The 25,037-nt window shown below is 42.6% G+C and carries 19 protein-coding genes and 7 pseudogenes; 3 read left to right on the plus strand and 23 right to left on the minus strand.

Annotated elements, in window-relative coordinates; all coding sequences use genetic code 11:
• Positions 1-2: 2 nt before the first annotated feature.
• From ACESQI_RS17475 to ACESQI_RS17510, 8 genes and pseudogenes are all read right to left on the minus strand, one after another.
• On the minus strand, positions 3-851 hold the full coding sequence (locus tag ACESQI_RS17475) for an endonuclease/exonuclease/phosphatase family protein (RefSeq protein ID WP_195661006.1): 849 nt from the start codon (positions 849-851) through the stop codon (positions 3-5).
• Complete coding sequence (locus tag ACESQI_RS17480) at positions 848-2,494, minus strand: hypothetical protein (RefSeq protein WP_195661007.1); 1,647 nt, start codon at positions 2,492-2,494, stop codon at positions 848-850. Before ACESQI_RS17480 ends, ACESQI_RS17475 begins: the two co-directional genes overlap by 4 nt.
• 29 nt (positions 2,495-2,523) lie before the next feature.
• Entirely contained in the window at positions 2,524-4,293 is a 1,770-nt protein-coding gene (locus ACESQI_RS17485) for a RagB/SusD family nutrient uptake outer membrane protein (protein WP_195661008.1), read from the minus strand.
• An 11-nt stretch (positions 4,294-4,304) separates the two neighbouring features.
• Positions 4,305-6,506 (minus strand): annotated as a pseudogene (locus ACESQI_RS17490) (SusC/RagA family TonB-linked outer membrane protein); the annotation flags it as partial.
• Positions 6,507-7,339: 833 nt separating this feature from the next.
• On the minus strand, positions 7,340-7,651 hold the full coding sequence (locus ACESQI_RS17495; RefSeq protein WP_004295270.1) for a helix-turn-helix domain-containing protein: 312 nt from the start codon (positions 7,649-7,651) through the stop codon (positions 7,340-7,342).
• An 8-nt stretch (positions 7,652-7,659) separates the two neighbouring features.
• The gene (locus ACESQI_RS17500; RefSeq protein ID WP_005650024.1) at positions 7,660-8,124 is read right to left on the minus strand and encodes an IS5 family transposase; all 465 of its coding nucleotides are present in this window, start codon (positions 8,122-8,124) and stop codon (positions 7,660-7,662) included.
• On the minus strand, positions 8,078-8,449 hold the full coding sequence (locus ACESQI_RS17505; protein WP_005641938.1) for a transposase family protein: 372 nt from the start codon (positions 8,447-8,449) through the stop codon (positions 8,078-8,080). Before ACESQI_RS17505 ends, ACESQI_RS17500 begins: the two co-directional genes overlap by 47 nt.
• A gap of 224 nt (positions 8,450-8,673) precedes the next feature.
• Positions 8,674-8,990: pseudogene (locus ACESQI_RS17510) on the minus strand (helix-turn-helix domain-containing protein).
• 73 nt (positions 8,991-9,063) lie between these two features.
• Here ACESQI_RS17510 and ACESQI_RS17515 point away from each other — a divergent pair.
• Both ACESQI_RS17515 and ACESQI_RS17520 read left to right on the plus strand, forming a co-directional pair.
• Positions 9,064-9,240, plus strand: a pseudogene (locus ACESQI_RS17515) (Ppx/GppA family phosphatase); the annotation flags it as partial.
• A 128-nt stretch (positions 9,241-9,368) separates the two neighbouring features.
• Positions 9,369-9,497, plus strand: a pseudogene (locus ACESQI_RS17520) (transposase); the annotation flags it as partial.
• 210 nt (positions 9,498-9,707) lie between these two features.
• Here ACESQI_RS17520 and ACESQI_RS17525 read toward each other — a convergent pair.
• The 14 genes and pseudogenes from ACESQI_RS17525 to ACESQI_RS17590 form a co-directional block, all read right to left on the minus strand.
• Positions 9,708-10,244, minus strand: coding sequence for a methylglyoxal synthase (locus ACESQI_RS17525; RefSeq protein WP_004295275.1), 537 nt, complete (start codon positions 10,242-10,244; stop codon positions 9,708-9,710).
• A gap of 54 nt (positions 10,245-10,298) precedes the next feature.
• Positions 10,299-11,108: an arginase family protein gene (locus ACESQI_RS17530; protein ID WP_004295276.1), complete on the minus strand. Its 810-nt coding sequence runs from the start codon at positions 11,106-11,108 to the stop codon at positions 10,299-10,301.
• 16 nt (positions 11,109-11,124) lie between these two features.
• The gene (gene glgP / locus ACESQI_RS17535) at positions 11,125-13,683 is read right to left on the minus strand and encodes an alpha-glucan family phosphorylase (protein ID WP_004295277.1); all 2,559 of its coding nucleotides are present in this window, start codon (positions 13,681-13,683) and stop codon (positions 11,125-11,127) included.
• 21 nt (positions 13,684-13,704) lie between these two features.
• Positions 13,705-15,951, minus strand: a complete 2,247-nt coding sequence (locus tag ACESQI_RS17540; protein WP_304322044.1) for a cation:proton antiporter — start codon at positions 15,949-15,951, stop codon at positions 13,705-13,707.
• Positions 15,952-15,964: 13 nt separating this feature from the next.
• On the minus strand, positions 15,965-16,948 hold the full coding sequence (gene pfkA, locus ACESQI_RS17545) for a 6-phosphofructokinase (RefSeq protein WP_004295279.1): 984 nt from the start codon (positions 16,946-16,948) through the stop codon (positions 15,965-15,967).
• 25 nt (positions 16,949-16,973) lie between these two features.
• Positions 16,974-17,048 (minus strand): annotated as a pseudogene (locus tag ACESQI_RS17550) (RNA polymerase sigma factor); the annotation flags it as partial.
• Positions 17,014-17,469, minus strand: a complete 456-nt coding sequence (locus ACESQI_RS17555; RefSeq protein WP_005641942.1) for an RNA polymerase sigma factor — start codon at positions 17,467-17,469, stop codon at positions 17,014-17,016. The pseudogene ACESQI_RS17550 and the gene ACESQI_RS17555, both read right to left, overlap by 35 nt.
• Before the next feature lie 85 nt (positions 17,470-17,554).
• Positions 17,555-17,983 (minus strand): Hsp20/alpha crystallin family protein, encoded by a 429-nt coding sequence (locus ACESQI_RS17560; RefSeq protein WP_004295281.1) that lies wholly within the window; start codon positions 17,981-17,983, stop codon positions 17,555-17,557.
• 67 nt (positions 17,984-18,050) lie between these two features.
• A complete protein-coding gene (gene gpmA, locus ACESQI_RS17565) occupies positions 18,051-18,800 on the minus strand; it encodes a 2,3-diphosphoglycerate-dependent phosphoglycerate mutase (RefSeq protein WP_004295282.1) in 750 nt (249 codons plus the stop codon).
• Positions 18,801-18,813: 13 nt separating this feature from the next.
• Complete coding sequence (locus tag ACESQI_RS17570; protein WP_004295283.1) at positions 18,814-19,863, minus strand: class I fructose-bisphosphate aldolase; 1,050 nt, start codon at positions 19,861-19,863, stop codon at positions 18,814-18,816.
• Positions 19,864-19,891: 28 nt separating this feature from the next.
• Positions 19,892-20,374 carry a ferritin gene (locus tag ACESQI_RS17575; protein ID WP_004295284.1) on the minus strand — a complete coding sequence of 161 codons (483 nt, stop codon included), beginning with the start codon at positions 20,372-20,374 and terminating at the stop codon, positions 19,892-19,894.
• A 50-nt stretch (positions 20,375-20,424) separates the two neighbouring features.
• Positions 20,425-21,073, minus strand: a pseudogene (locus ACESQI_RS17580) (MarC family protein).
• Positions 21,074-21,175: 102 nt separating this feature from the next.
• Positions 21,176-21,628: a ferritin-like domain-containing protein gene (locus ACESQI_RS17585; RefSeq protein WP_005641945.1), complete on the minus strand. Its 453-nt coding sequence runs from the start codon at positions 21,626-21,628 to the stop codon at positions 21,176-21,178.
• A 161-nt stretch (positions 21,629-21,789) separates the two neighbouring features.
• Complete coding sequence (locus tag ACESQI_RS17590) at positions 21,790-21,999, minus strand: hypothetical protein (protein ID WP_004295287.1); 210 nt, start codon at positions 21,997-21,999, stop codon at positions 21,790-21,792.
• A gap of 1,379 nt (positions 22,000-23,378) precedes the next feature.
• Here ACESQI_RS17590 and ACESQI_RS17595 point away from each other — a divergent pair.
• Positions 23,379-24,401, plus strand: a pseudogene (locus ACESQI_RS17595) (site-specific integrase); the annotation flags it as partial.
• Between the two features lie 68 nt (positions 24,402-24,469).
• Here ACESQI_RS17595 and ACESQI_RS17600 read toward each other — a convergent pair.
• Entirely contained in the window at positions 24,470-25,009 is a 540-nt protein-coding gene (locus tag ACESQI_RS17600; protein WP_004295290.1) for a flavodoxin, read from the minus strand.
• Positions 25,010-25,037 lie beyond the last annotated feature (28 nt).

Genomic DNA, 25,037 nt, shown 5'->3' on the forward strand with positions numbered 1-25,037 from the left:
AGTTATTTAGACAAACGTACCTTAATCTGCACCGGAATATGATCAGAAGGCATTAGTGCCCGACCGTAGTCCTTTACGATCGTTTTATAAGACAGGACCTCTGCTTTACGGCAGTACACATAATCTATCCGCTGGGTGGTAGGCTGATGTAACCAATTACAGTAGGTGCCTTCATAACCTTCCGGCTTCTTTTTTGAGACAATACGGCTATCTTCAAATTGCTCAGCAAACACCTCGTGAACAGCCGTTTCATGCGGTTCGGCATTCAAATCACCCACAATAAAAGCGGGAGTATCTCCGGCAACCTCCAATATCTTGCTGACATTCAGTCCGGCTCCTTTCATACGTGCCGTCTTACCCTCATTATCAAAATGCGTAGAACAGAAACAAAAAACATCACCTGTCCTTTTATCTTTGAGTTTCACATAAACCGATACACGTTTATAGGCAGCATCCCATGCAATCCCCGGCTCCCCGGGAGTCTCCGTCAAAAAGAAGTGTCCCTGTTCAAGAAGCGTATAACGGTCTTTCAAAAAAGCAACTCCTACTCCTTCCCCCTCACTGTCAGAAGCAGAGTTACGCCCCCAGGCAACTAACTCATAGTTGGGTAAAAGTGCCTCTAAATCCTGTTTCTGTCGACTACCTGCAATTTCCTGAAAACCGATAACATCGTATTTATTGTCAATAACAGTTCTTGCAATATAACCCTTACGATTGTCCCAGTCCTTTTCTCCCGTATCTTTGGAAGTCTGTATACGCAAATTGTAAGTACCCAACCGATAAGTATGCGCAGCCATGCCCATAAAGGGCATGACCAACGCAAATAACACTAATAAATGGATTCGTTTCATCTCAACACTTTATAAGTAACCCCATCTGTTTTTAGCAAATATACTCCTTTTGCCAAATCAGACAAATCAACCGTTTCCCCCTTCGTATCAAGAAGTAAAGAACCATTGATACCGAATACCCGGATATTGGTCGCCCCTTCAATGAAATAACGCCCCGGACTCAATTCTACAAGTCTCTTCATTTCTTTCGCAGTAATATTCAATCCGACTGTACCACTCACGTCAATGGCACCGATAGAAGAATTTACTTTTCTTACATAACCACGTTGGTCACGATTAAAAGCCACATCAACAGGACATTTCCATTGGGCAAAAATGCTTTGCAAATCGGTTAATGAAGCTCCAGCAGTATTGCTAACCGGCATAATAGTATAGGTACCTCCACCATTATCAGCCAGTTCGTTTGTACCGAACATATCAGCATATACATGTACATCAACAGGGGTACCGGGCTGATCGGTCGTTTTCCATACCGTATTCCAGACAGGGTCCTGATACTTTTTGGTTAAATCATAGAATGTACCTACATAATTATATCCTCCGGATATAAAATAGTTTTCAATGCCTTTGGTATAATTCTCTGTGTAGCACGTAGGATTTCGTTTATCTCCTACATCTTCAGGTCCCTCCAGTGAAATACTATTAGCAATATACAACACAGCCTCTTTCTCCATACGAATGGACGAACCATAACTGTTTGGTTTACCCAGGTCTATTTGTACACGGGTACATACATTATTAGCCAAAGTGGAAGATACAATACGAACCGTATCACCATCACTTACAGATATGCCTGCACCATTGCAATAAGCTTTATTATTGGCTATCGTAGAATTGATTATCCACATATTGCCATGCCTTATCTGAATAGCTGCCCCGTATTTTCCATCGGTGCTGTTATATTCCAGCACATTATCTGTAAGCTGACAGCGTTCGAGTACACAAAGGCTTTTACGACCACCATTCTCCGCACTTGCATTATCCACCAAAATAGCACCTCCTCTTGATTTTGCCTTATTATTCGTAAAAGCACAATCAATCAAATGTGTAAAGGAACCTACTGTAGTAAATCCCGCACCACCGTGAAAAGTAGACATATTATCTCTGAAAGTACAATTCTTCAGTACAACATTCGACAAATTGGTATAAACGGAACCGGCTCCATAGTCTCCACCCTGATAATAAGCACACCTGAATTCAATTCCCTGCACAGTAACAGTATCGGTACTGTTTATAACCAGAAGGTTTTGGATATCTCCGGCATTGGGCATTCCGTCGTTATTACGATCACCGGAGAAAATTGTTGGTGTAGCCGAAGGATAGACAGGCAGTGTAGTATCAGTGCCTTTAAGATTACCAGCATATCCACCTATCAGTTTTACTCCCTGTGTGATGCGAAAATTCTCCGCATTCGAGTTTGGAATATAACTACCACCAGCCAAATGAAAGATATCTCCCGAAGTGGCAAGTTCATTAGCCAATAACATCTGAAAATCGGAGACACATAAGGCGCCTTCCCAACTATGCCCATCTCCAGCCGTTGTCACGATATCGGGGCGTACAAACCAATCTTCAGCGAAGACTTGCGAAACAAATAAAGTACTACATGCTACAAGTAGCATTTTCATTTTTTGTGTATTCATATCACTATTATTAAAAAGTTAATATATGGTTATAAATCTAATTTATCATCCCAACCGGAATTTTGTTTGAGTGTACCGTTGGTAAGAATACGGTCATTGACCGGTATAGGATATAGATAATCCCTATCTTCACGGAATGTGCGTCCACCCGAAGGGTTATCTACAGAGCCGTGTATCAGCAAACACCCATGGGTTTCCTGAGACAGCGTAATGTCTTTTCCTATCTGCAGATACTCAGCACCGAAGACCAAAGGACGGTTCGTTTTCCAGACCACAAGATCGGTCTTCCCATCTCCGTCAAGGTCATAAAGGCCTTCACCATTGAAACTCTGCCCATGAAAGGGTTGCATCAGGGCTGCCCCTTCCTTCCAGCGCATCAAATCAGAATATCGGAACCCCTCCAGCACAAGTTCAATATCCCGTTCACGCCGGATTTCTAATATGACACCCAGTTGATCACCCGGAATAACGTTGGGATAGAGCGCCTTCATATAGGTATCGGGATGAGCATTGGCATCTCCCAAATTGAGATGAGGCATACCTACACGGTCACGCAACCTATTGACAGAAATATCAATATCGTTCTGCGTAATGGTTCCCAGTTCGGCTTTAGCCTCCGCATAATTAAGATATACCTCCCCTAAACGGAATAAGGGCATGTCGCATTCCGAACTGTTGTATACATCGTACTTGCTCTCCATAACATATTTGATAATCTGATACCCCGTAACGGATGTCTTCATCGAAAACTTCGATAGACTGGTTTCTCCCTTTCTCACATAAACACCCGGCTTAAATATCGTCTGACTCATACGAGGATCACGGTCTGTCATTTCATCGTGCAAACTAAGTGTATCGTAACAGGATATATCAGTGAAACGTGAACCGTCAATAGTAAGATACTGGTTGACAAACCGTTTGGTAAATCCCGGGCTCCCCTGTGTAAAAGATACCGTATAACTCGTAGCATTGTGGAATAAACCTAACGACGCATTGTACCGGCGAGAAAGAATGACCTCTTTCGTATCAGAATGATTGCTTGCAAAAAGAGTACGATAGGGTTCCTCACCTGCTTTATAAAGCGTATAGCCTCCTTTATTCATCAGTTCAAGCGAAGCCTCGGCACATTTCTGTAACAATTCTTCTCCACTACCAATGCCATGATATTTATGGTAGGTTCCTTCAAACAAGCATACACGTGATTTTAAGGCTAAAGCCGTCCATTTATTAACCGTATAGGTAGTGGATTCTCCGGGCAACAATCTGATAGCATTGTCCAAGTCTCCAATAATATTGCCGACAACCAACTCACGGCTATCACGAGATTTATTTAGAAGTTCGTCCTCGCTACTTCCTATAGGTTGATCATACCAAGGAACGTCTCCAAATCGCTTCACCTTATCAAAATAAAAGAAAGCTCTGAAAAAATAAGCAATGCCTTCATAATGATTACGCTCTTCCACATCATCGCATTGAGAACTATGCTGTAAAAAATAATTAATATGCCGTAACATATCCCATGTCCAATATTCATCACCACTGGTTATATTACGGGTACCCATTACTTCAGGAGGCAGATTTGTAGTGATCACTTCATCCGACAATTCTCCATACAGGTCCGAAGCGTCTGGCAATATCATATAAAACTGATCGGTATACAATTTTAGATCACTACCAGTGGCAAAGAATACTTTGGAGTTAGTAGAGTCTTTGGGATAACGGTCCAAACAATCGTCGCAAGCAGTAGAAATAAATAAGAGAGCGACTAACAGTGCAATATATGTATTTTTTATTTTCATGGCTATTTTTTTTATAATGTAATAGATACTCCAAAAGAGAAAGTCTTACTAAAATTGTAAGCTACACCCGTATTTTCATACCGTGTATCAGAAGAAGTGGCCTGTTCGGGATCTACATACTTAGAATGTTTCTTCAAAGGCGAAAAATAAAACAAGTTCTCACCCGAGAAATAAACACGTAAATCCTTTATGAAGCGTGGTAAAACAGGTATGGTATAACCGATTGTCAGATTCTTGAGCCGGAAGTAAGCTATATTCTGCAAATAACGGTCATTAGGCGAACCCAATGAATAATTGGTCTGCAATGCTTCATAGCCACGGGCGCGCGGAAAATAGGCACCAGTATTGGTTTCAGTCCATACTTCATCCATAAACTGAGTAGGAATAAAGCTACAATAAGGACGACTATACGGTCCCCAAAATGAAATCGCATTTCCTGCCGGATACCAGTCCTGATGTCCTATTCCCTGAAAGAATGCAGAAAAGTCAACCCCATTCCAGGAGGCTCCCAATTTAAAATTATAAGCATAACGCGGCAGTGTATTACCTATGATTCTCTGGTCGCCGGGATTATCAACCGTGTTAGAGCCAATACTTATTTCATTATCACCATCAAGATCAAGGTATTTCACATCACCCGCACGCAATCCGCGCTCACCTACTGAAGTTATAATCTGTTGATTCAGATAACTCTGATCAACCGGGTAATTGGCAGCTTCTTCATCGCTAACGAAAAACCCGCCTACAGAAAAGCCCCATAACTCACCTAAAGTCTGTCCCACATAGTATTTACTAAGAAGTTTGGAGGGATTATTATAACGTGTCACTTTAGTGGTGTAGTCACTCACTCCGGCCGATATGGAATAATTCAGAAGTTTACCCGCTACAGCCAACCGGTCTTGCCAAGCTACACTTAGTTCCCAACCCCGGGTACGCATATCGGCAATATTCTGACGAGGGACCTGAGCACCATAAACCGATGGTAACTGCATCCCATCGCACAACATATTTTTCGTATCACGCATGTATACATCGGCAGTTATGTTAAGCCGGTTGCCGAAGAAACCCAGGTCGATCCCCAAGTCATAGGTAGTAGCAGTCTCCCAGGTAAGGTCAGAAGCTTTCGGAGCATCTTCTACTGCTATATTGGCTTTTGATTCTCCATCAAAAGTATAATTGATTGTTCCACTGGTATCAATACTTTCTATATAAGTGTAATAATCGTCGACATTCTGATTACCCAAGCTACCTACCGACAAACGTACTTTGCAATTATCCCATACATTTTTCAAAGGTTTCCAGAATTCTTCTTCGCTGATGCGCCAGCCCAGAGAACCCGATGGTACAAATACCCAGCGATGCCCCCGTGCGAAACGCGATGAACCATCGGTACGCCCCGAAAGTTCTACCAGATATCGACCTTGATAATCGTAGTTGAGGCGCCCGAAGAATCCTAATGTAGCAGACTCTTTGATGCTGCCCTCTAAAACAGTAATCTCACCTGTAGCCAGATTGAAAGCATCCAGTTCATCACTCTTCAGATCAAGCTGACGCGCTTTCATATTGTTATTGCCATAACTTTCATATTGACTTCCGACCATGAATTTTAAATTATGGCTGTGATTAAAGCTGGCATCATAAGTAGCAAAAACATTTACATTATGATTCTGTATACGATAATGCTGTTCCTGATAATAATCCTGATTCTTTTCTGTGGTGAGCCACTGTACTTCACCTGCCTTTTCAGAATAAGGCACATTGGTTGAACGATTACGATATTCACGGTATCTGAACGAATAAGCATGTTCGGCTATCAGATTCAATCCCTTACAAATCTGAAAATCAAACCTGTTACTGGTAATCACCTCCCGATCATAATTTGTATTCCGGTGCTTATTGTGCAGCAACAAAGCACTCACACCATCCATAACGGTAGCCGTAGCATTTGAATTGGGATTGATGTACACAGCAGTGCCGTCGGGATTGGTAGCCGGAACACAAGCCAATGCATGGACATAAGACAAACGTAGTGTGTTCGCCATGGATGACATGCCGGGGAAGAAACGTTTAGACGTATAATAACTGGTATTATTAGAATACCTCAACCATGAGGTGGCTTGTACATTTATCTTTGAACGGATGGAATAGCTGTCATATTTATCATTATGCACATTCATAATACCGTCCTGATGAAAATAGCGACCGCTTATGTAATAATTTACTTTAAATTCTTATCAATTTGATGGATTAATTTGAAAGACAAACGCTTATGGAAGTTCTGAAAAGTCTAAGGTAACGATTTGGAGATTGTGCTAATTTCAGTACTTTACAGTCTCATACTTATGAACAACTTTTATAGGACAAAGATACTATTTTTTTTGAATAAGAGAATAATTTCACAGGAAAAATAGAAATTTTATGGGGAAGTGTTCTGATAGCATGTCGTTGTAGATTGTAGGGAGGGGATGTAAAACGGCAGGCACATAGAATTTCCGATATTCAGAAAGCCGTATTCCCAAAATAGAGATTATTTTTGAAAGAATCACATAATCCGCTAAGAATAAAAGTTTATGCGGATCATCAAAAAACGAGGTAACGAGTTGGCAACCGTTCTGGTTTCTACATACTTGCATCAATTGCGTTGATGTGCAACTCACTTTATGTAAAGGTACGATTTTTTACGGAACATGCAAAACACCTTTGATTTTTCTTTTTTAGCAACCGTCAAAAACAATCTTTCGGTTTCATATCCCGGTCACAAAGGCGGTACAGTCTCTTTATGAAAAGTAAACAAAGGTCAGGCAGGATTGAAACAGACTGTTACGAGAACAGTCAGAAAAGGATTGCATACAGGAATTACAGTCTGATACCGGGCAGGGGACGACTTTGTGCCAAAGTCCAAAAAGAGGTTCTTTTTCCAGACGGCAAACTCCCTCACCTCTAAAAAACAGTCTGTGGCTGGCGCACGCAAACGTCCAGCCTTTATGCGGACAGTCTTAATGCCCGCAGCCTGTACAAGTGCATAAAAAACAGGTAAATGGAATCTTCATCCGCTTCCCCGCGCCTTGCCGACACTCCTATATTCCCGTTCCAACACCTGCTCGATCTCGCTCCTCTTGTACAAGACCTTGCCACCAAGTACATAGTAAGGCAGCGTGCCGTTGCTCCGATACTCGCCCAATGTCCTGCGGCTGACTTTCAGCATACACGCCACCTCACTGTCGCACAGGTACACGTCTTCTTTTGGCGGAACCGCGCCATCTCCGAAAATGCCGTCAATCATCGCCGACAGCCGGTCGATACGCTCGTGGATGGACTGCATCCACGCATCGTCTTTCGTTTTCAATTCATTAAACATTATATAGATTAATTTGTTATATGACTCATTTTGTGACTGATTCTGAAGTTGTGTAATCCACAAGCAATAAGAATCACCATATCTTCGAAACCGAATTTATGGCATCTGAATCGTTCTTTGACAATACGGCATTTTTTCATACCACCTATGGCATGCTCCACTTTAATCCTAACTCCGGAAATCCGCTTGTTCTCTTGTTTTTCAACACAAGTAAGCTCTTTCCCTTTAGGTTTCTTTTTGGGCATGCATATTTCAACTCCATCCGGTTTGTGTCCGATGAAACCTGTATCCTGCCAGAGCCTAATACCTTTGGGAAGTAGAAGAGGTTCTTCATCACAAATCTTTTTGTCATGGACATGACCTTTGTATGTGGAGCTCAACCATACAATCCGAAGATTGTTAGTACATAACAGGTTATTCTTTATGCTATGAGTTTTTTTTACCACTATAGCATGCAGACTGCCAGTCTTCATCCAAAGGACGCTGAATAGGTCGCTCGGTTCCGTCCAACAAGACTTCTTCGCACCCTTGAAGAATGTGTATCAGACGTTTGGAGTTACGGTCAGGCAATTCACCAAGCGTTTTCAATGTACGCCGGAGAATCTCAGAAAGAAGGTGAATCCATCTATTGGCCTGGGGCTGGGTCATCTCAAACTGAATAGCATGGAGTTCCTGAAGGGGATTGGTCTTCAGATATACCAATATGAAGAACATTTTGTCCTGAATCAGAGACAACACTGTTGTAAGATATACGTTGGCGCACTTTACCTTCCAAGGTAAAATGGCTGTAATATTCATCCCAATGGTACTTGAAAGTTATTAGCAAAGCGTCAAACTCAGCAGGAGTTAATCCTGTCGCAGCAAGCACTTGGCTATGACGGTGGCGAATCTTGTCGTAATACATCAATTGAACTTTTTAGATCACAAAGATAAATCAAAGAACGCTTTAATCAATTATTCGATATAAACTCTATTATACATACTGCTCATTTGTCTTTTGTTGATACTTCAGTTCAATTCCTTCAAATGGTGTGCCCCCTGTAGCGTGCATCCTTGCGTCTGTCCTCCACTTTCGTGACGATACGCTCCACGTCTTCCGGCAGGTAATAGGTACGGTTGCCTATCTTGGTATAGGCGAGCGTGCCGTTATCCCGCAAGGTCTGCAAGGTGCGCTTGCTGATTTTCAGCTTCAGGCAGACATCCTGGTGGTCGAGCCAGCCAGCCGTCCTCTTCACGCCTTTCAAATCCAGATGGGGATTCCCTCCACCCTATGTATGAACCGTTCGATTTTCATGGCAAATTCCTCGAACGCCTTCCTTTCAAAACATACGGTTTCCATAACAATCCGATTTTATGTTGATACTTCAAATTCATACCATCCGGAGAAACGGTCACTCGTGGTGCCGGTATAACAGCGCATGGAAGAATTTAATCTGAAAACTGACCGTGCAGATGTTATTGTTCCCGCCGCTGAGATATTTCTGATAATTGCAGGTATTGTCAAAGCTGAGTATATCCATGTTCCGGTCATTGGCTTAGCAGATGGTATTATTGACAATTTGTATGCCATATACCTGAAAACGGAATAAAAGGAATTGTGCATAGCTGTTTTAACTAGGGGATATTCAGTAAATCCTATAAAATTAGCCAACTAATTCATACTAAAAGTATTGCGAATTAGTTGGCTTTTTGTATCTTTAGGTATTTCCCCTAAAATTTTGAAGAACGATTGACAAATGCTTCAGCGGAGTCGTTCAATGCTAAAATCAAAGCTCTTCGAAGCCAGTTTAGAGGGGTGGCTGATCTGAAATTCTTCATGTTCAGACTGGCTAGGCTATACGCTTAAAGGAAAGCTTGCCAACCGGAAAAATCCGCTGCCCCTGGAAAAAGCAGCATAGCCAAAAGAAAATATAGCAGAACTGTAAAATATAAAAGAGTTTGTGCCAACGTTTTGACACAAACTTAGCAGATTACTATTCAGCTGATACCTATTCTGAAAGATGTAAACAACTTGTTTCTTAGATAGCCTTATAAATATTCTACTACTTATTACAGTTCATTTAGAAATGTTATTCTCACTTTTATTCCTCCGCTTTTTCACTTGCTCCACTGCTTCAGATATGATTCCCTTGTTTTCAAAACGCTGCGTGTAATTGGTGTAATCCGGGTGAATACGTTCGTAAGTTGGGTCAGTGAATAAGGGACTCGTAATAATGTGGTCCGCAGTCGAACGGTTACAGCAGAAAACAATATTTTCAACTCCAGCCAGTCTGGTCAATGCTTTCACATCCGTATCATGCGGCTGTAGTGTCATCGGATCTGTAAAAAAGAACAGATAGTCTATTTCTCCTTCTACGATCCGCGAACCAATTTGCTGGTCACCTCCTAAAGGACCAGATTTCAGGATTGTGATATCCCATTTGATTTCAGGATGTTTTTCTTCAAGGGCTTTTTTAATTAGTGTACCGGTTGTACCCGTACAATAGAATTTATGTCCTATCAGACGTTCCGAGTTCCAGAGAACCCACTCTATCATGTCTTTTTTCATTGCATCGTGTGCAACAAGTCCAATTCTACGAACAATTGTTTCCATAAAGCTAAATTATTTTATTTTTATATGATAATTATAATAACAAAAAAACTAATTCTATTGAAGGCCGGAGGATGACCGGATAAATCTGAGCAATTCTTTGTTTGCCTGGCTATCCATGACGGTTTCCCGTTTTTCTTCAAAAAGATTGAGTGTTGTGGAGCATTCCCCACAGATGTCAATGCCTACTACCTGTTCTTTCTGAAGAATAACAGCCAGCAGTTTCTCCAATTCCCATAAGCTGAGAGAACCTTGATCCCAGTTTGTTGCTGCCGAAGCCGGATTCAAGACATCCTTGTCTATGGAAATGTAAACCGGTCCGTTGATATGTCCGGAAGAAAAGTTCTGCCAACCCTCTTCGTGCATGAGCGTAGTTTCACTGTAAAACCGAACTTGTCTTTCATATCCTTTCGGCACAGCCTGTATCAGTTTGTCTGAAGAACCTACGATAATTACTTTCTTGCAGTTGTTGTTATGGTCCAATATATCCTTTACCCAACTTCCGCAAGAAAGTATGTTGTCAAACAACGGTGGCTGCATATCGGGATGGTGGTCGAACACAATCAGCGAAAACGGAGTTTCAAGTTTGTCTGTCCAGAATTTAGTCAAATAATGATAATTGCCTGAATCGATGAAATGGACTCCCTCCGCCGGATAATCAGCAATCATCCCCTTCAAAGCCAAAGCCCCCTCCCTGTCACAGTAGCCATCTGTACCATAAAGATGACGACAATCCAGCCATATAAATTTATTGTTCCGGGCAAACGCCTCGTAGTCATACACTCCCGTGAAGTTCATGATGATGATCGGCCATGCTATCCGTTTATCTGTTTTTTGATTTTGCCCGCTCATACGTTGTTTTTGCATATCCTTTTACTGTTCATTAAAACCATCGTACATAACAGAAATCTTGTCGGTGAGGTAACAAAGCATTCTTGGGATACATACGGAAGGCCTGCTTGAAGCTTCCAGCGTTGAAAATGCCGGATGTCGCCTTAAAGGTATATAAATTCCCATTCTTGGAAACCGGCAAAAGGGGAATAACCTCATATATGTGATCCTGACCGTCTTCACGCCTGATAATGACCGATTCTATTCCGATTGCGTCATCCAGGCCTTTCTCATCAACGACAACCGTCACCTCATATTCCTTTCCGGCTTCAACCGTGGCATTCAGCCCATTCCCTGCCTCTATGGATTTGATTTCTATGGCATCCCATCTGCTTCGGACGTTTGCTTTCCAGTCAGCCATCATTTTCGCCTTCGCAAAGTTGTCGGCTGCCAGAATGTGGAAATGCTCTGACAGTTTGTTATAGAACCTGTCATAGTAGTCGTCCAACTGTCTTTTCATGGTAAAATGGGGAGCGATTTGTGCGATTGAGTTCTTGATATACTTGACCCAGTCTTCCGAATAGTTCTTCCCCCCATGCTCGTAATACAGTGGCAGGATGTCATGCTCCAACAAATAATAGATGGCTTCGGCATCCAGCTGGTTTTGGTACTGTTCATTCTGATAAGTCCTTTTATCAGTCAGTGCCCATCCAGCATCCTTACGGTATCCTTCATACCACCAACCGTCCAGCACGGAGAAATTAAGCACACCGTTCATCAATGCCTTCTCGCCCGACGTACCCGAAGCTTCTGCCAACCGCGTAGGGGTGTTCATCCAAATATCCACCCCCGAGATAAGATGGCGTGCCAGGTCCATGTCGTAATTCTCCAAGAATATGATTTTACCTAAAAATTCCGGACGCCGGGATATTTCCACGATTTGCTTGATCAGCCCCTGCCCGGCACCGTCATTGGGATGGGCTTTGCCTGCAAAGATGAACTGTACCGGATATTTCGGATTATTCACAATCCTGGCAAGTCGGTCTATATCCGTGAACAGAAGATGAGCCCTCTTATATGTAGCAAAACGGCGTCCGAAGCCTATTAGAAGAGCATCGGGATTGAATCTCTCAAAAATGGAAACGCTCAATGCCGGATCAATCTGACTCCTGAGCCAGTCCTTGCTGCATTTGCTTTTGATATAGTCCAGCAATTTTGCTTTCTGTTTTAACCGGGTATTCCATATCTCTTCATCCGGGATGCCATAGACGGCCTCCCAGATTTTCTGATTGGACTGGTCGCAGAAAAAATTCTCATCAAAATTGTCCTTGAAAAGCTTTTTCCATTCTGCCGCACACCAGGTAGGCAGATGTACCCCGTTGGTTACATAACCCACATGGTTCTCTTCCGGGAAGTATCCCTTCCAGATCGGCGCAAACATTTGCTGGGATACCGATTTATGCAACTTGCTGACACCGTTTACCTCCTGGCAGGTCTTGCAGGCGAAGACAGACATGCAGAAACGTTCCTCCTTGTCTCCCGGATTGTGACGCCCGAGATCCATCAGGTTATCCCAGGTTATACCCAACTTGCCAGGATATCCCTTCATATATTTATTGAAAAGCCCTTCGTCAAAATAATCATGACCAGCGGGTACGGGAGTATGTACGGTATAAAGTGAGGAAGCACGTACCAGCTCCATGGCCTGCCCGAAATTCAAGCCGCCATTTATGTAATCACAAAGCCGCTGGATATTGATCAGTGCGGCATGCCCCTCATTACAGTGATATACATCTTTCGTTATACCTAAAGCTCTCAGCGTTATCATCCCGCCTATGCCAAGCAGTATTTCCTGTTTTAGCCGATTCTCCCAGTCGCCTCCATACAGATGGTGAGTGATAGGGCGGTCAAACTCGCTGTTGAGTTCATTGTCCGTATCCAGCAGATAAAGGGGAATACGCCCCACACTGGCTTTCCAGACATTGGCATGTACCACAAAACTGTCGGCATAGGGGACGTGGATTACCAGTTGTTTCCCATCCGGTTGCATTACCTTTTCAATCGGGAGCTGCCCGAAATTCTGCGCTTTATAATTGACTGTCTGCTGGCCGTCCATGGAAAGCGACTGGTCAAAATAACCGTAACGGTACAAAAGTCCTATGGCACAAAGGTCCACATTGCTGTCCGACGCCTCTTTCAGGTAATCCCCCGCCAACATTCCCAAACCGCCGGAATATATCTTAAGGACTTCATCCAAGCCGTATTCCATGCTGAAATAAGCTATTGACGGGCGCTGGTGATCCGGTTCCACATCTACGTATTTTTTGAAGGCGGAATAGACGGCATCCATTTTATAGACAAAGTTCTCATCATGTGCCAGCGCTACAAGCTTCTCATAATTTATCCGCTCCAGAAACAATACCGGATTCTGTTCCACCTCTTTCCAAAGTTCCGAATCCAAATCACAATACAGTTTCTTTGCGTCATCATTCCATGTCCACCAGAGATTATGTGCGATTTCTGCAAGTTTTCGCAGTTCTGCAGGAAGATGTGAACCTACTGTAATCTCCCTCCACTGAGGGGTATTTACATTATAACTTGAATATTCCATGACATTTTAATTAAATAAGTCCTAATCTTTATTCAGTCCTTTTATTATTTTTCGTTTACCGACAATCCATACCGTATCATTCTCCTTGAAAATTGTATCAGGGTCTGGATTCATAATATTCACGGTACTCCTCTCTATTCCGATAATGATGCTATCCGATATGTCTGCCTCCCGAATCGTCTTTCCGATCAATGGTGAACCTCCTTCGACAGGAAATTGCCCTATTTCCATCTCATCCTGCGAGGATGTTCCGTTCCCGTTCCTTTCTACCTTCTTTTGCTCCATGGATGTCCGGAAGCTTTCCAACTGTCGGTCCGTACCTACGACCGTAACCTTGTCATATGGATAGAGATGTTCTTCCCCTTGTGGTATATCTAGGCGTTTTTCTCCACGGGTGATTGAAATCACATTTATCTGAAACAAGGTGCGCAAGCTGCTTTCTTTTAATGTTCTGCCCACATATATGGAATCAGGGGATACTGTGAAATCCGCCAAATGTAATTCCTTGAACGGGATATTGCTGCCAAGGGTGGAGCCTGTATCACTTTCTGTAGAAAGTCCATTCCCGTCCGTCCCCTGAAAGTTTGCCATAAATTGTCTCTCTATAGTCAGCGACCGTTTCTTGATCCGCTTGGAAAAATAAATGACGGCAATGATAATGGAAGAGACTACCAACCCGGCTCCCAAGGCAACATTGAAAAGATGGGTAATGATACTCATCATGATAATCGTGCAGATCAGTATTTTGACAAGTACTATTGATACCAAAGGCCCTCTGTTGAACTTGTTGTCCGTCCAGAGTTTACGGAACTCGGTTGAATTGTTCCTTTTCATGATGATGGCCCATAGAAACGGGGATATGACAAGAAAGATGATGATGAAGCCCAACAAGTTCCCTTCCATTCCCGGCAGACTTTTCCTAATCAAAGGATGCACATAGGAAAAATATAAAGTGATGAAAAAAACGCATACGACCAGATAGAGTGTGACAGACACCAGCATAGACCGGATCAGTTTATGCCAAGTACCCTGGTGTTTTACAGTCATTGCCCCGGACGTATAGTGTACGAGATAATCTTTCAGGGATTCAGGCATGTGGATGTCTATAAACCGGTATGTTGGTTCCGAAAGCCGTATCATATAGGGGGTAAGAAAAGTCGTTATGACAGATACTGCCACTATGACCGGATAGAGATACTTGTCCGTAACATTCAGACTGACGCCTAAAGATGCGATGATGAATGCGAATTCACCGACCTGTGTCAGTGAAAAGCCGGACTGTATGGCAATTTTCAACGGCTGGCCGGAAAGCAAGACACCAAAGCTCCCGAACAGTACCTGACCGGACAGTACCAGCAATGTCAGGATGAGAATAGGGACGGCATATTCCCACATCATGGCAGGATCGATCATCATTCCTACCGACACGAAAAATATGGAAGCGAACAGGTCTTTTACCGGCTGTACGATATGTACGATTTTTTCCGCTTCAACGGTCTCTGCCAGCAGGGACCCCATGACAAAGGCTCCCAATGCGGCAGAAAATCCCGCTTTTGTCGCAATCATCACCATTCCCAGGCAAAGTCCCAGAGAGGTTATCAATAAAATCTCGTTGCTGGTGAAACGGCGTATCTTCTTCAGCAGGGTAGGTATCAGATAGATACCCAATGCCGACCAGAAAATCAGGAAAGCGGCCAGCTTCAATATACTTTCCAGCATCTCCTTCCCTTCAAAATGTTTGCCTACCGCCAACGTGGAAAGAACAACCATCATCACTACAGCCACCAGATCTTCGATAACAAGAATCCCCAAGACAATGCCAGTGAATTTCTGTTGGAGAAGTCCCATGTCATTGAAGGCCTTGAATACGATGGCCGTGGACGACATGGACAACATTCCACCCAGAAAAATACTGCTCATGTGGGAGAACCCCATTGCATTCCCCGCTGTATAACCTATGAACATCATGCCACATACAATAGTGACAGTGGCAACGATAGCCGTAATGCCCACATTTATCAATTTCTTGAACGAAAAGTCCAGTCCCATCGCGAACAGCAGAAAAATGACACCGATGTCCGCCCATATTTTGATATTGGCAGGATCGGAAACAGTCGGGACCAGAGAAACGGAAGGACCCGCCATAATACCGGCTACAATGTAGCCCAATATGACCGGTTGCTTCAGCCACTTGAAAATGACGGTTACAATACCGGCAATAATCAGAATTATGGCAAGATCCGATATTAAAGGAGCAACTTCTGACATATTAACGGTTATTTTAGATCGATAATTCGTTAAGGACCCGGATCAGGCTTTTGTCAATAGGCTTGTCCTTTTTGATTGCCTGGACAAAAGGAACATAAACAATCTCGTTGTTCCGTATGCCTATCATAACATTTCGCTGGCCTTCCATTAAGGCCTGGATTGCGGCTTCACCCAGCCGGCTTGCCAGTATACGGTCATTGGCACTCGGAGCACCACCCCGTTGCAGATGGCCCAGGATAGAAACCCTGACATCATACCCGGGATATTCCTTCTTTACCCGGTCGGCGTAATATATGGCACCTCCATTCTTGTTTTCAGGACTTTCGGTCACAATTACGATGCTGCTGTTTTTCGTCTTTCTGAATCCGCGCCCGATGAATGTTTCCAACTGGTCCACGTCCGTCCTGTCCTCCGGGATGATGGCCGCTTCAGCACCGGAAGCTATTGCGCTGTTTTGTGCCAGGAAGCCCGCATCACGCCCCATCACTTCGACAAAGAAGATACGGTCATGGGAGGTTGCCGTGTCCCTGATTTTATCCACGCATTCCACAATGGTGTTCAATGCCGTATCATATCCTATGGTAAAATCGGTACCATATAGGTCATTGTCAATGGTGCCGGGCAATCCTATGCACGTCACATCATACTCCTCCGCAAAGATACGGGCTCCCGTCAGGGAACCGTCTCCACCGATAATTATCAAAGCATTGATGTTCTCTTTCTGTATGACCTTATAAGCTTTCTTGCGTCCTTCGGGAGTGGTGAAAGTCTCGGAGCGAGCTGTTTTCAGTATGGTGCCTCCCCTCTGGATAATGCTACTTACATCTTCCGTCGTGAGTTCTTTCACTTCACCGGCAATCAGCCCCTCGTAACCTCTATAAATTCCTTTCACTTTAAATCCGTTAAAAATAGCGGCGCGGGTCACGGCACGGATAGCCGCGTTCATTCCTGAAGCATCCCCTCCGGAAGTCAGAATTCCAATATACTTGTTATCCATAATTTGTTTTTTATATTTTAATTAATCAGGCAAAATTAGAAAGCAACTGTTTTAGCCTTTTTCTGCTATAAAAGATACGGCTTTTTATCGTACTCAGTGACACTCCTATCTTTGCGGCTATTTCCCGATATTTGACTCCGGTACAACATAAAAACGACATAATGTGCTTTAGGCAATGTTTTAAGGGCTTCCCTTATCTCTTTTGCATCATGCCCGTTATCCACGAAAATGAAAGAGTCGTCCCTTAACAGGAAATGATATTCAGGTTCTGATAATACATATAAATTCCCTCGTATTTTCTTTGTCCGGCAATTATTGATAAATGCATTGCGCATGATGGTATACATCCAGCCTTTAAAATTCGTACCGGAATCAAACTTATCCTTATTATCCAACGTCCTCAACATTGTTTCCTGCAACAAGTTTTCTGCTTCATCCTTGTCAGCAGTCAGTTTATATGCAAAACAATGCAGTTCATTCTGAAGGGCTACCAGCGCTTTATCGAAATCAAATCCTCTCATTATATTTATTTTGGAATTCAAATATCCGGGTGAAGGCATTCCCTGATAATAAGAAATGCCTTCTGTAGAGTCTCATCAAGATATCTTATTTGACATCAATAGTTTTGGTGGTTTCCTGAACCTTCTTATCTACGACTTTGGGAATATCGATAAACAGGACCCCGTGTTCCACTTTGGCCGAAATTTTATCTTTTTCCACATTATCCGGCAGCAGGATACTCTGCTGGAATCGGGAATAGGAGAATTCACGGCGCAAGTATTTTCCGTCTTTCTTCTCCTCCTTTTTCTCGTCCTTTTTTTCCATGCAGATTACCAGATTGTTGCTTTCATCCACACTTACCTTAAAATCATTCTTGGTCATTCCCGGAGCTGCCAGTTCTACCTTGTAGTCCTTTTCATTCTCAATCACATTGATGGCTGGAGCCGTAGCGTTTGCTCTTGCCATCCATTCATTGTCAAAGAAATCGTTAAAAATACTCGGTAACCAATTCTGGTTTGTTTTTACAGGTACCATTTTTACCTCCTCTTTAAAAGTTAATAATTAAAACTTAAAAAAAAGCATCTGCTTGATAGACAGATTTTTATTTTTTAGCCATCCCTTGTTTGGCCACAGCTTCTGCCCGTTTCCGTATCTCTTCCGGGTTTCCAAGGTAGTAGTCCTTGACAAGAACCAGCCTGTCGTCAAATTCAAAGACATAAGGAACTGCCGTAGGCAGGTTCAGGTTGGAAATATCCGTATCGGAAATTCCTTTGAGATGCTTGATGATTCCGCGCAGGCTGTTACCATGGGCGACTACCAGCAGGCTGTCCTTATACATCAATGCGGGAAAGATGATGCATTTCCAGTAAGGCATGACACGCCCAATAGTATCTTTCAGGGATTCCGTACGGGGAAGTTCGCTATCTGGTACACCGGCATAGCGGATATCCATGCCCGGATTACGGGGATCATCTTTGCCTACCGGAGCGGGAGCCACGTCATAGCTTCTTCGCCAGATGTGTACTTGTTCTTCACCATATTGGACCGCTGTTTCACTCTTATTCAGTCCCTGAAGCATGCCGTAATGCTTCTCGTTCAGCCGCCAGGTCTTTTCAACCGGAATCCAGTCTTTATCCAGCCGGTCCAAGACACAGTTCAACGTTTTTACGGCACGTTTCAAGTAAGAAGTGTAAGCTGCCTCAAAAGAAAATCCAGCCTCCCGTAATGCATCGCCTGCCTTGCAGGCTTCTTCAACTCCTTTCTCGCTTAAATCCACGTCCGTCCATCCAGTAAAACGGTTTTCTTTGTTCCATAGACTTTCGCCATGACGTAATAACACTATTCTTTTCATGGATACTTCTTCTTTATGCAATGGTTATTGAAGAATCCAGATATACGTCCTGAATGGTGTTCAGAAGTTGAATTCCGTCTTTCATCGGTTTCTGGAAAGCCTTACGACCGCTGATCAGCCCCATACCACCTGCACGCTTATTTACTACTGCCGTTACGACAGCATCATGCAGGTCGGATTCCCCATGGGATTCACCGCCCGAGTTAATCAATCCGACACGTCCCATATAGCCATTCGCCACCTGATAACGGCAAAGGTCTATCGGATGGTCAGTGGTCAGTTCCGAATACATACACTCGTTTGTCTTTCCGAATCCGATAGCCTTGAAACCGCCGTTATTGGATGGGAGCTTCTGCTTCACGATATCTGCTTTAATGGTAACCCCGATATGGTTGGCTTGTCCTGTCAAGTCGGCAGCGGCATGATAGTCGGTACCATCCTTTTTGAAGCTGCTGTTTCTCAAATAGCACCACAGAATAGTAGCCATTCCCAGTTCGTGGGCATATTCAAAAGCCTGTGACACTTCCACTATCTGGCGGCGGCTTTGTTCCGAACCGAAATAAATGGTAGCACCGACAGCTACGGCTCCCATGTTCCATGCCTCTTTCACCGTACCGAACATTACCTGGTCGTAGCTGTTCGGATAAGTCAGCAACTCATTATGGTTCAGCTTGACGATAAAAGGTATCTTGTGTGCATATTTGCGTGCCACGGCGCCCAACACACCGAATGTGGATGCCACGGCATTACACCCTCCTTCAATGGCCAGCTTTATGATGTTTTCGGGATCGAAATAAAGCGGATTGGGGGCGAAAGACGCTCCTGCAGAATGTTCTATGCCCTGGTCTACAGGCAGAATGGATACATAGCCCGTATTGGCCAGACGTCCATGTCCGTATAAAGCCTGCAAACTTTCCAATGTACGGATATTCCTGTCGGAATTCATCCATACCTTATCTATCATATCCGGTCCCGGAATATGGATAAGTTGTTTGTCTATCGTCTTACATGTATGGTTCAGGTAGTACTCAGCCTTTCCTCCCAATAAATCTACTATTTTCATTTTATTTATTTTTATTGATTATTCTGGTTTATGACTCCCGTTCACCCAGTTTTGCATCCATAAAAAGGATAGCACAGTCTCCGGCTTTCCTCAGATGACTAACAATATTGAGTACATTCGCTTCATCTTCTACTTGCTCACGAACAAATTGCCACAAGAAGTCCTGAGTGGCATTGTCTTTCTCTTCGGATGCTACCTGTACCAACTCATCAATCAGTTTGGAAACATGTTTTTCATGCTCCAAAGCATGCTCGAATACTTCAACAGGGTTACCCCAACCTTGTGGAACCACATCGACCTTGTCTACTTTCGGGGTTGCCTCACGCTTAATCATGTACCCGGCAATGGCATATGCATGCCCGGTCTCTTCTGCAGACTGTTTCTGCATCCAGCGAGCCATTCCGGAAAAGCCCTCTCTTTCCAGATAAAAAGACATTGATAAATACAGGTTGGCAGACCATAATTCTGCTGTGATTTGCTCATTCAGAGCATTTTGCAATTTTTCAGTCATGATGAATCAAACTTTTAATGTTAATAATAAATCCAAATTATCTCTCTTCTTTAAGAACAAGCATGGGCTTGTTTCAAGATTTCAATTAATACCGGACGTATCCCGCTGATAAAACATTCCACGGCGATCACCATTAGAATAAGTCCCATCAGTCTCATCATCACATTGTTTCCCGTCTCTCCCAAGATTTTTAAAAGCTGGGGTGGACGCGCACAGAATAAAGAAGGAAAGAATGCAGACCAAAGCGATTACGCCAAGCAATACTATTTTGAAAGTATATTCCGAAGCATCTTCCATCAATGTTATTCCACTGGAAATCGCTCCCGGACCGCATAACATCGGAATGGCAAGAGGTGTGATGGTTATATCTTTGGAATATTCTTTTCGTTCAGTTTCATTCAGTTTCACATGGGTAAAATGTGCCTGCAACATATCATATCCGATTTTAAAGATGATGATACCTCCCACAATCCGGAATCCGTTTGTTGAGATGCCGAAAAAATGAAACAGAAACCTGCCCGATAATGTAAAAAGGACTAATATGATAAATGCAATGGTACATGCTTTCAAGGCGATATATCTGCGTTCTTTCGTATCCATTCCATCAGTCATTTGCAGGAATACCGGCATCACTCCAAGAGGGTCCATCAAGGTGAATAGCGAAGTGAAACACAATGTTAAATATACAAATATATCCATGATGACATATAGTTTATTATCGATTATTATATCGCAAAAAACATACCAGATAGCATTCTGCAATATTAAATTTTGCATAACATCAATCTTAAATCCATACCGTCAAAAATAAGGTAGTTTCCGTTCGTTTTCCTTGGCGAGGATACGTAACAATTCCATAAATGCCGTACTTACATATATACGGTCTGCATACAGCCCGCTGATGAAAGAATGGAAGGACATGCTTACATTCCAGCATAATATGAGAAATGTGTTTACCTGACGTGATATGTACTGCTCATGTTCAAGCAATTCATTCAAGGCATTCAATGGCGTTGTCCATTCATGTGTATCCCGTTTCATTTCATTGATTACAACACATCCTCCATCATGGCATATCCGATTCATCATCTGATAAACCTTGTTCATATTGTCCTGTGCTTGGGAGTTCAGCCAGGAGCTAAGTATTGGAAGCCGTTCATCTTCAAAATAAACCTGCAATGACAGGTATAAACCGGTTGACCATATTTCTGTATTGATCAACTCATTCATGGCGTTTTCTATTCGTTTATCCATTATCACTCTGAATATTGAAAATCCATTACTAATATCATGTGTTATTCTCAGTATATAAAAATTCCATTCGATTGTGGGTAACCCATAAAACGGAATTCTTAAACGAGGCTTAAATAATAGGATAACTTATCGGCGTAGACAAATTGTCATAAAAAATAGCACTATGATGTCTTTTTGTCTTGCCTCCCTTGCAGAATATCCAATAAGACATCCAGTTCTCTTTCTATTCCTTCAATCTTATCGGAAATACAGTCCAAAGTATTATGGTGCAGACTAGCTTTACACTCCTGCAACTCTCTTGACAGAGAAAGTATCTGTAACCAAAGTTCTTCCTCTATGTGATAGGGGGAGTTACTATTATCTAGTACCATAGCAGGAGAAGGCAGAAAAGTGCTTTGGCATGTAATTTGTATGATAATGAACGGTATGTTCCGAAAGAGACAGGAATGGAAATGAAAGGATAGAATATTCCACAAAAGACAGTAACAAACAAAGGGGGAAAGTCGTTGGAGACAGTTGTCTCGCTTTTAAAACAAGTTGCTTTCATAATGTTTATTATAAGCCAACCCTGTTCCCTGGAGTTGTGTTTATATAAAGTTAAGCGTGGGAACTTTGGTATTACCGTTCAGAAGTATCCCCATACTCAACAACATATAATACACAAAGCCCCACGCCTATATATAACAAAAATCTATATAGATAGAACGTGGAGCGTCCAATGTATTATCCAATTGTTGTTTCGAAATTGGGGATTTCCTGAACTTGGATAATGCCTTAACGCTTTACTATAAATCTTCTATTTTCAAAAGACTAATACAAATGTAATAAAAGAAATGAATTCTTTGAAAGGAAATATCTCTTTTTTTTAAGGGGTGGCTTAATTTTTCTTTATTTAAAGTCTTAGAATTACTGCCCACCAAAGCCCGTCACGAATGTTTTGAAATCCTCAAGCTGTACATTAAGCTCTATATAGTATAGCAGAATAGCAGAAAAACAGACCATGATACCGCAGGTATATAGGTCATAACCCACTCTTCCGTAAGTATCTTATCTATTTGACAATAATAAAAATGTAAAGGAGGATAATGACATGGACAATATTCGTATCCCAATACATATAGGTTAACATATAAGGGAGAATGGTCACGGAGTCCACAAACCATAGAATGAAAAAATATATTTCCATCGTGTACGGTTTATGTCTCTATCCGGATATTTGACCGGTGCCGCAAATGCGCAATGCATACTCCACAAAAAAACACCAGGGAGGAAAAATAAGTCATACTGAATAACGCCTGTCTGTAATGGGCCATGGATACAAATGAACTACAGATAATAGCTGCAATAGATATAACGATACAAGCACAGAATAATGTACGAACGTGTCCATCAGTTGCATTTGGATGAAACAGTACCACTTTATGCAATGTTTGGTTAGATTGAGTCTGAACATAGGACCTTAAAAATTAGACGGATATAAATTTACGAAAAATCTGTGGAAAAGAGGAATAGAAAGGCGGAAATGTTTTTAAAACGGCTATGAATAAAGCGTTTGTGAGGACAAATGAGGACAAAGGCATAAAACGAGGTAACGCAAAAAAAAGTAAATTTATGAAGTAGAAAGGTTGCTAAATCATTACCCCGTGAAAGGTGGTTTTTGATACTCCGTGCTGAATTTTTCTCCGTATGGCTTCGGTTGGTTTACAAGGCATAACTCATTGATACTTAATTTTAAACTTAAAAAACGAGTATGGCAAGAAGTACATTCAAAGTGCTGTTCTACGTGAACGGCAACAAGGAGAAAAACGATATTGTCCGCATCATAGGACGGGTAACGATTAACGGGATTGTGACGCAGTTCAGCTATAAGTAGAGTATCCCGAAAACGCTTTGGGACGTGAAAGGGAACAGGGCGAAAGGCAAGAGTGCGGAAGTACGTGATATCAACCTTGCCCTTGACAACATCAAGGCTCAAATCATCAAGCACTACCTGCGTATATTCGACCGTGAAGCGTTCGTGACGGCTGAAATGGTGAGCAATGCTTATCAGGGTATCGGCAGTGAGTATGAGACACTGCTCAAAGCGTCCGGACGTGAGAACGAAGTATTCAAGAAGCGTGTCGGAAAAGACAGGGTAATGGCAACCACCGTTCACGGGTGGTGGCAAGAAACCATGTGGCAGCGTTCATCAAGTCTTTTTACAGACGGACGGATATGTTCATGCTGGAGATTAAGCCCGACTTCATCAAGGGGTTTGCAGCCTACCTATCAACGAAAGCGGGACTTCACAACGGGACGATATGGGAAAAATGCATGTGGCTGAAAGGCGTTGTCATGTGTGTGCACTTTAACGGACTAATACCGAAAAAAACGTTTGCCCAATTCCACATCAGCCCTAATGTGACGGAACGTGAGTTCCTGACGGAAGATGAACTGAAAACGTTGATGACGCACGAGTTGGGGATGTCCAACTGTTCTATATTCGTGACATTTTTGTTTTCGCCAGCTTCACTGCCCTCTCTTTCGTGGACATCAAGGAACTAACCAATAGCAACATCGTAGAAGTGAATGGTGAGAAGTGGATATTGTCCAAACGGTACAAGACAAAAGTGCCGTTCCAAGTGAAACTGTTGGATACTCCTTTGCAGATTATCGAGCGTTACCGACCCTGTCAGGAAGACAATCTCATATTCCCTAATCTCAACTACTGGTCTATCTGCAAATCTCTGAAAAAGGGGATGAAAGAGTGCGGATAACAAAGGATATTTCATTTCAGTATTAAAACTATTAAACGGGCGTAATTTAATTCGACAGAAAATCCGGCTTCTGACAGCCATTTTTTCACTTCATTCCGAGAGTTTGCAGTTTGACTGCCATAAACAGCAATATTTCAGCATGGGGACATAGTTTGCGGATATTATCCACACTTTGTGCTGTTCCGCTTCCTCCATGTGTACAGAATGGGAGTATCTTTTTCCCGGACAAATCATAACCGGACAGGAAACTTTTTACAGGAGAAGACAGAAGACCACCCCAAATAGGACTACCGATAATCAATGTATCATAATCATCCATATTCTCTACTTTTGTACGCAGAGCTGGAAGAATATGATTGTCTCTTTCATTTTTGAAACGGTCAACCACTTCATTATATTCATCAGAATAGGGTTCTTCCGGTTCAATCTCCACCATGTCGCATCCAATAAGTTCATGGATAATGTTGGCTACAGTTTGCGTATGTCCGCTCCATGAGAAATAGACTATCAATGTTTTCCCCGGCTCTGAGTGAGGCAACGAATCTATCTTATCTTCAACAGCCGGAGTGTTGCTGCACGAAAGGAAGGTTAAGAGCAGCATTGCCAATAAGCACTTCAGTTTCATAACTATTTTTATTTAGGTTTTGGGGTTA

The organism is Bacteroides sp. HPS0048, from assembly GCF_964240755.1.
GTDB classification, from domain to species: domain Bacteria; phylum Bacteroidota; class Bacteroidia; order Bacteroidales; family Bacteroidaceae; genus Bacteroides; species Bacteroides nordii.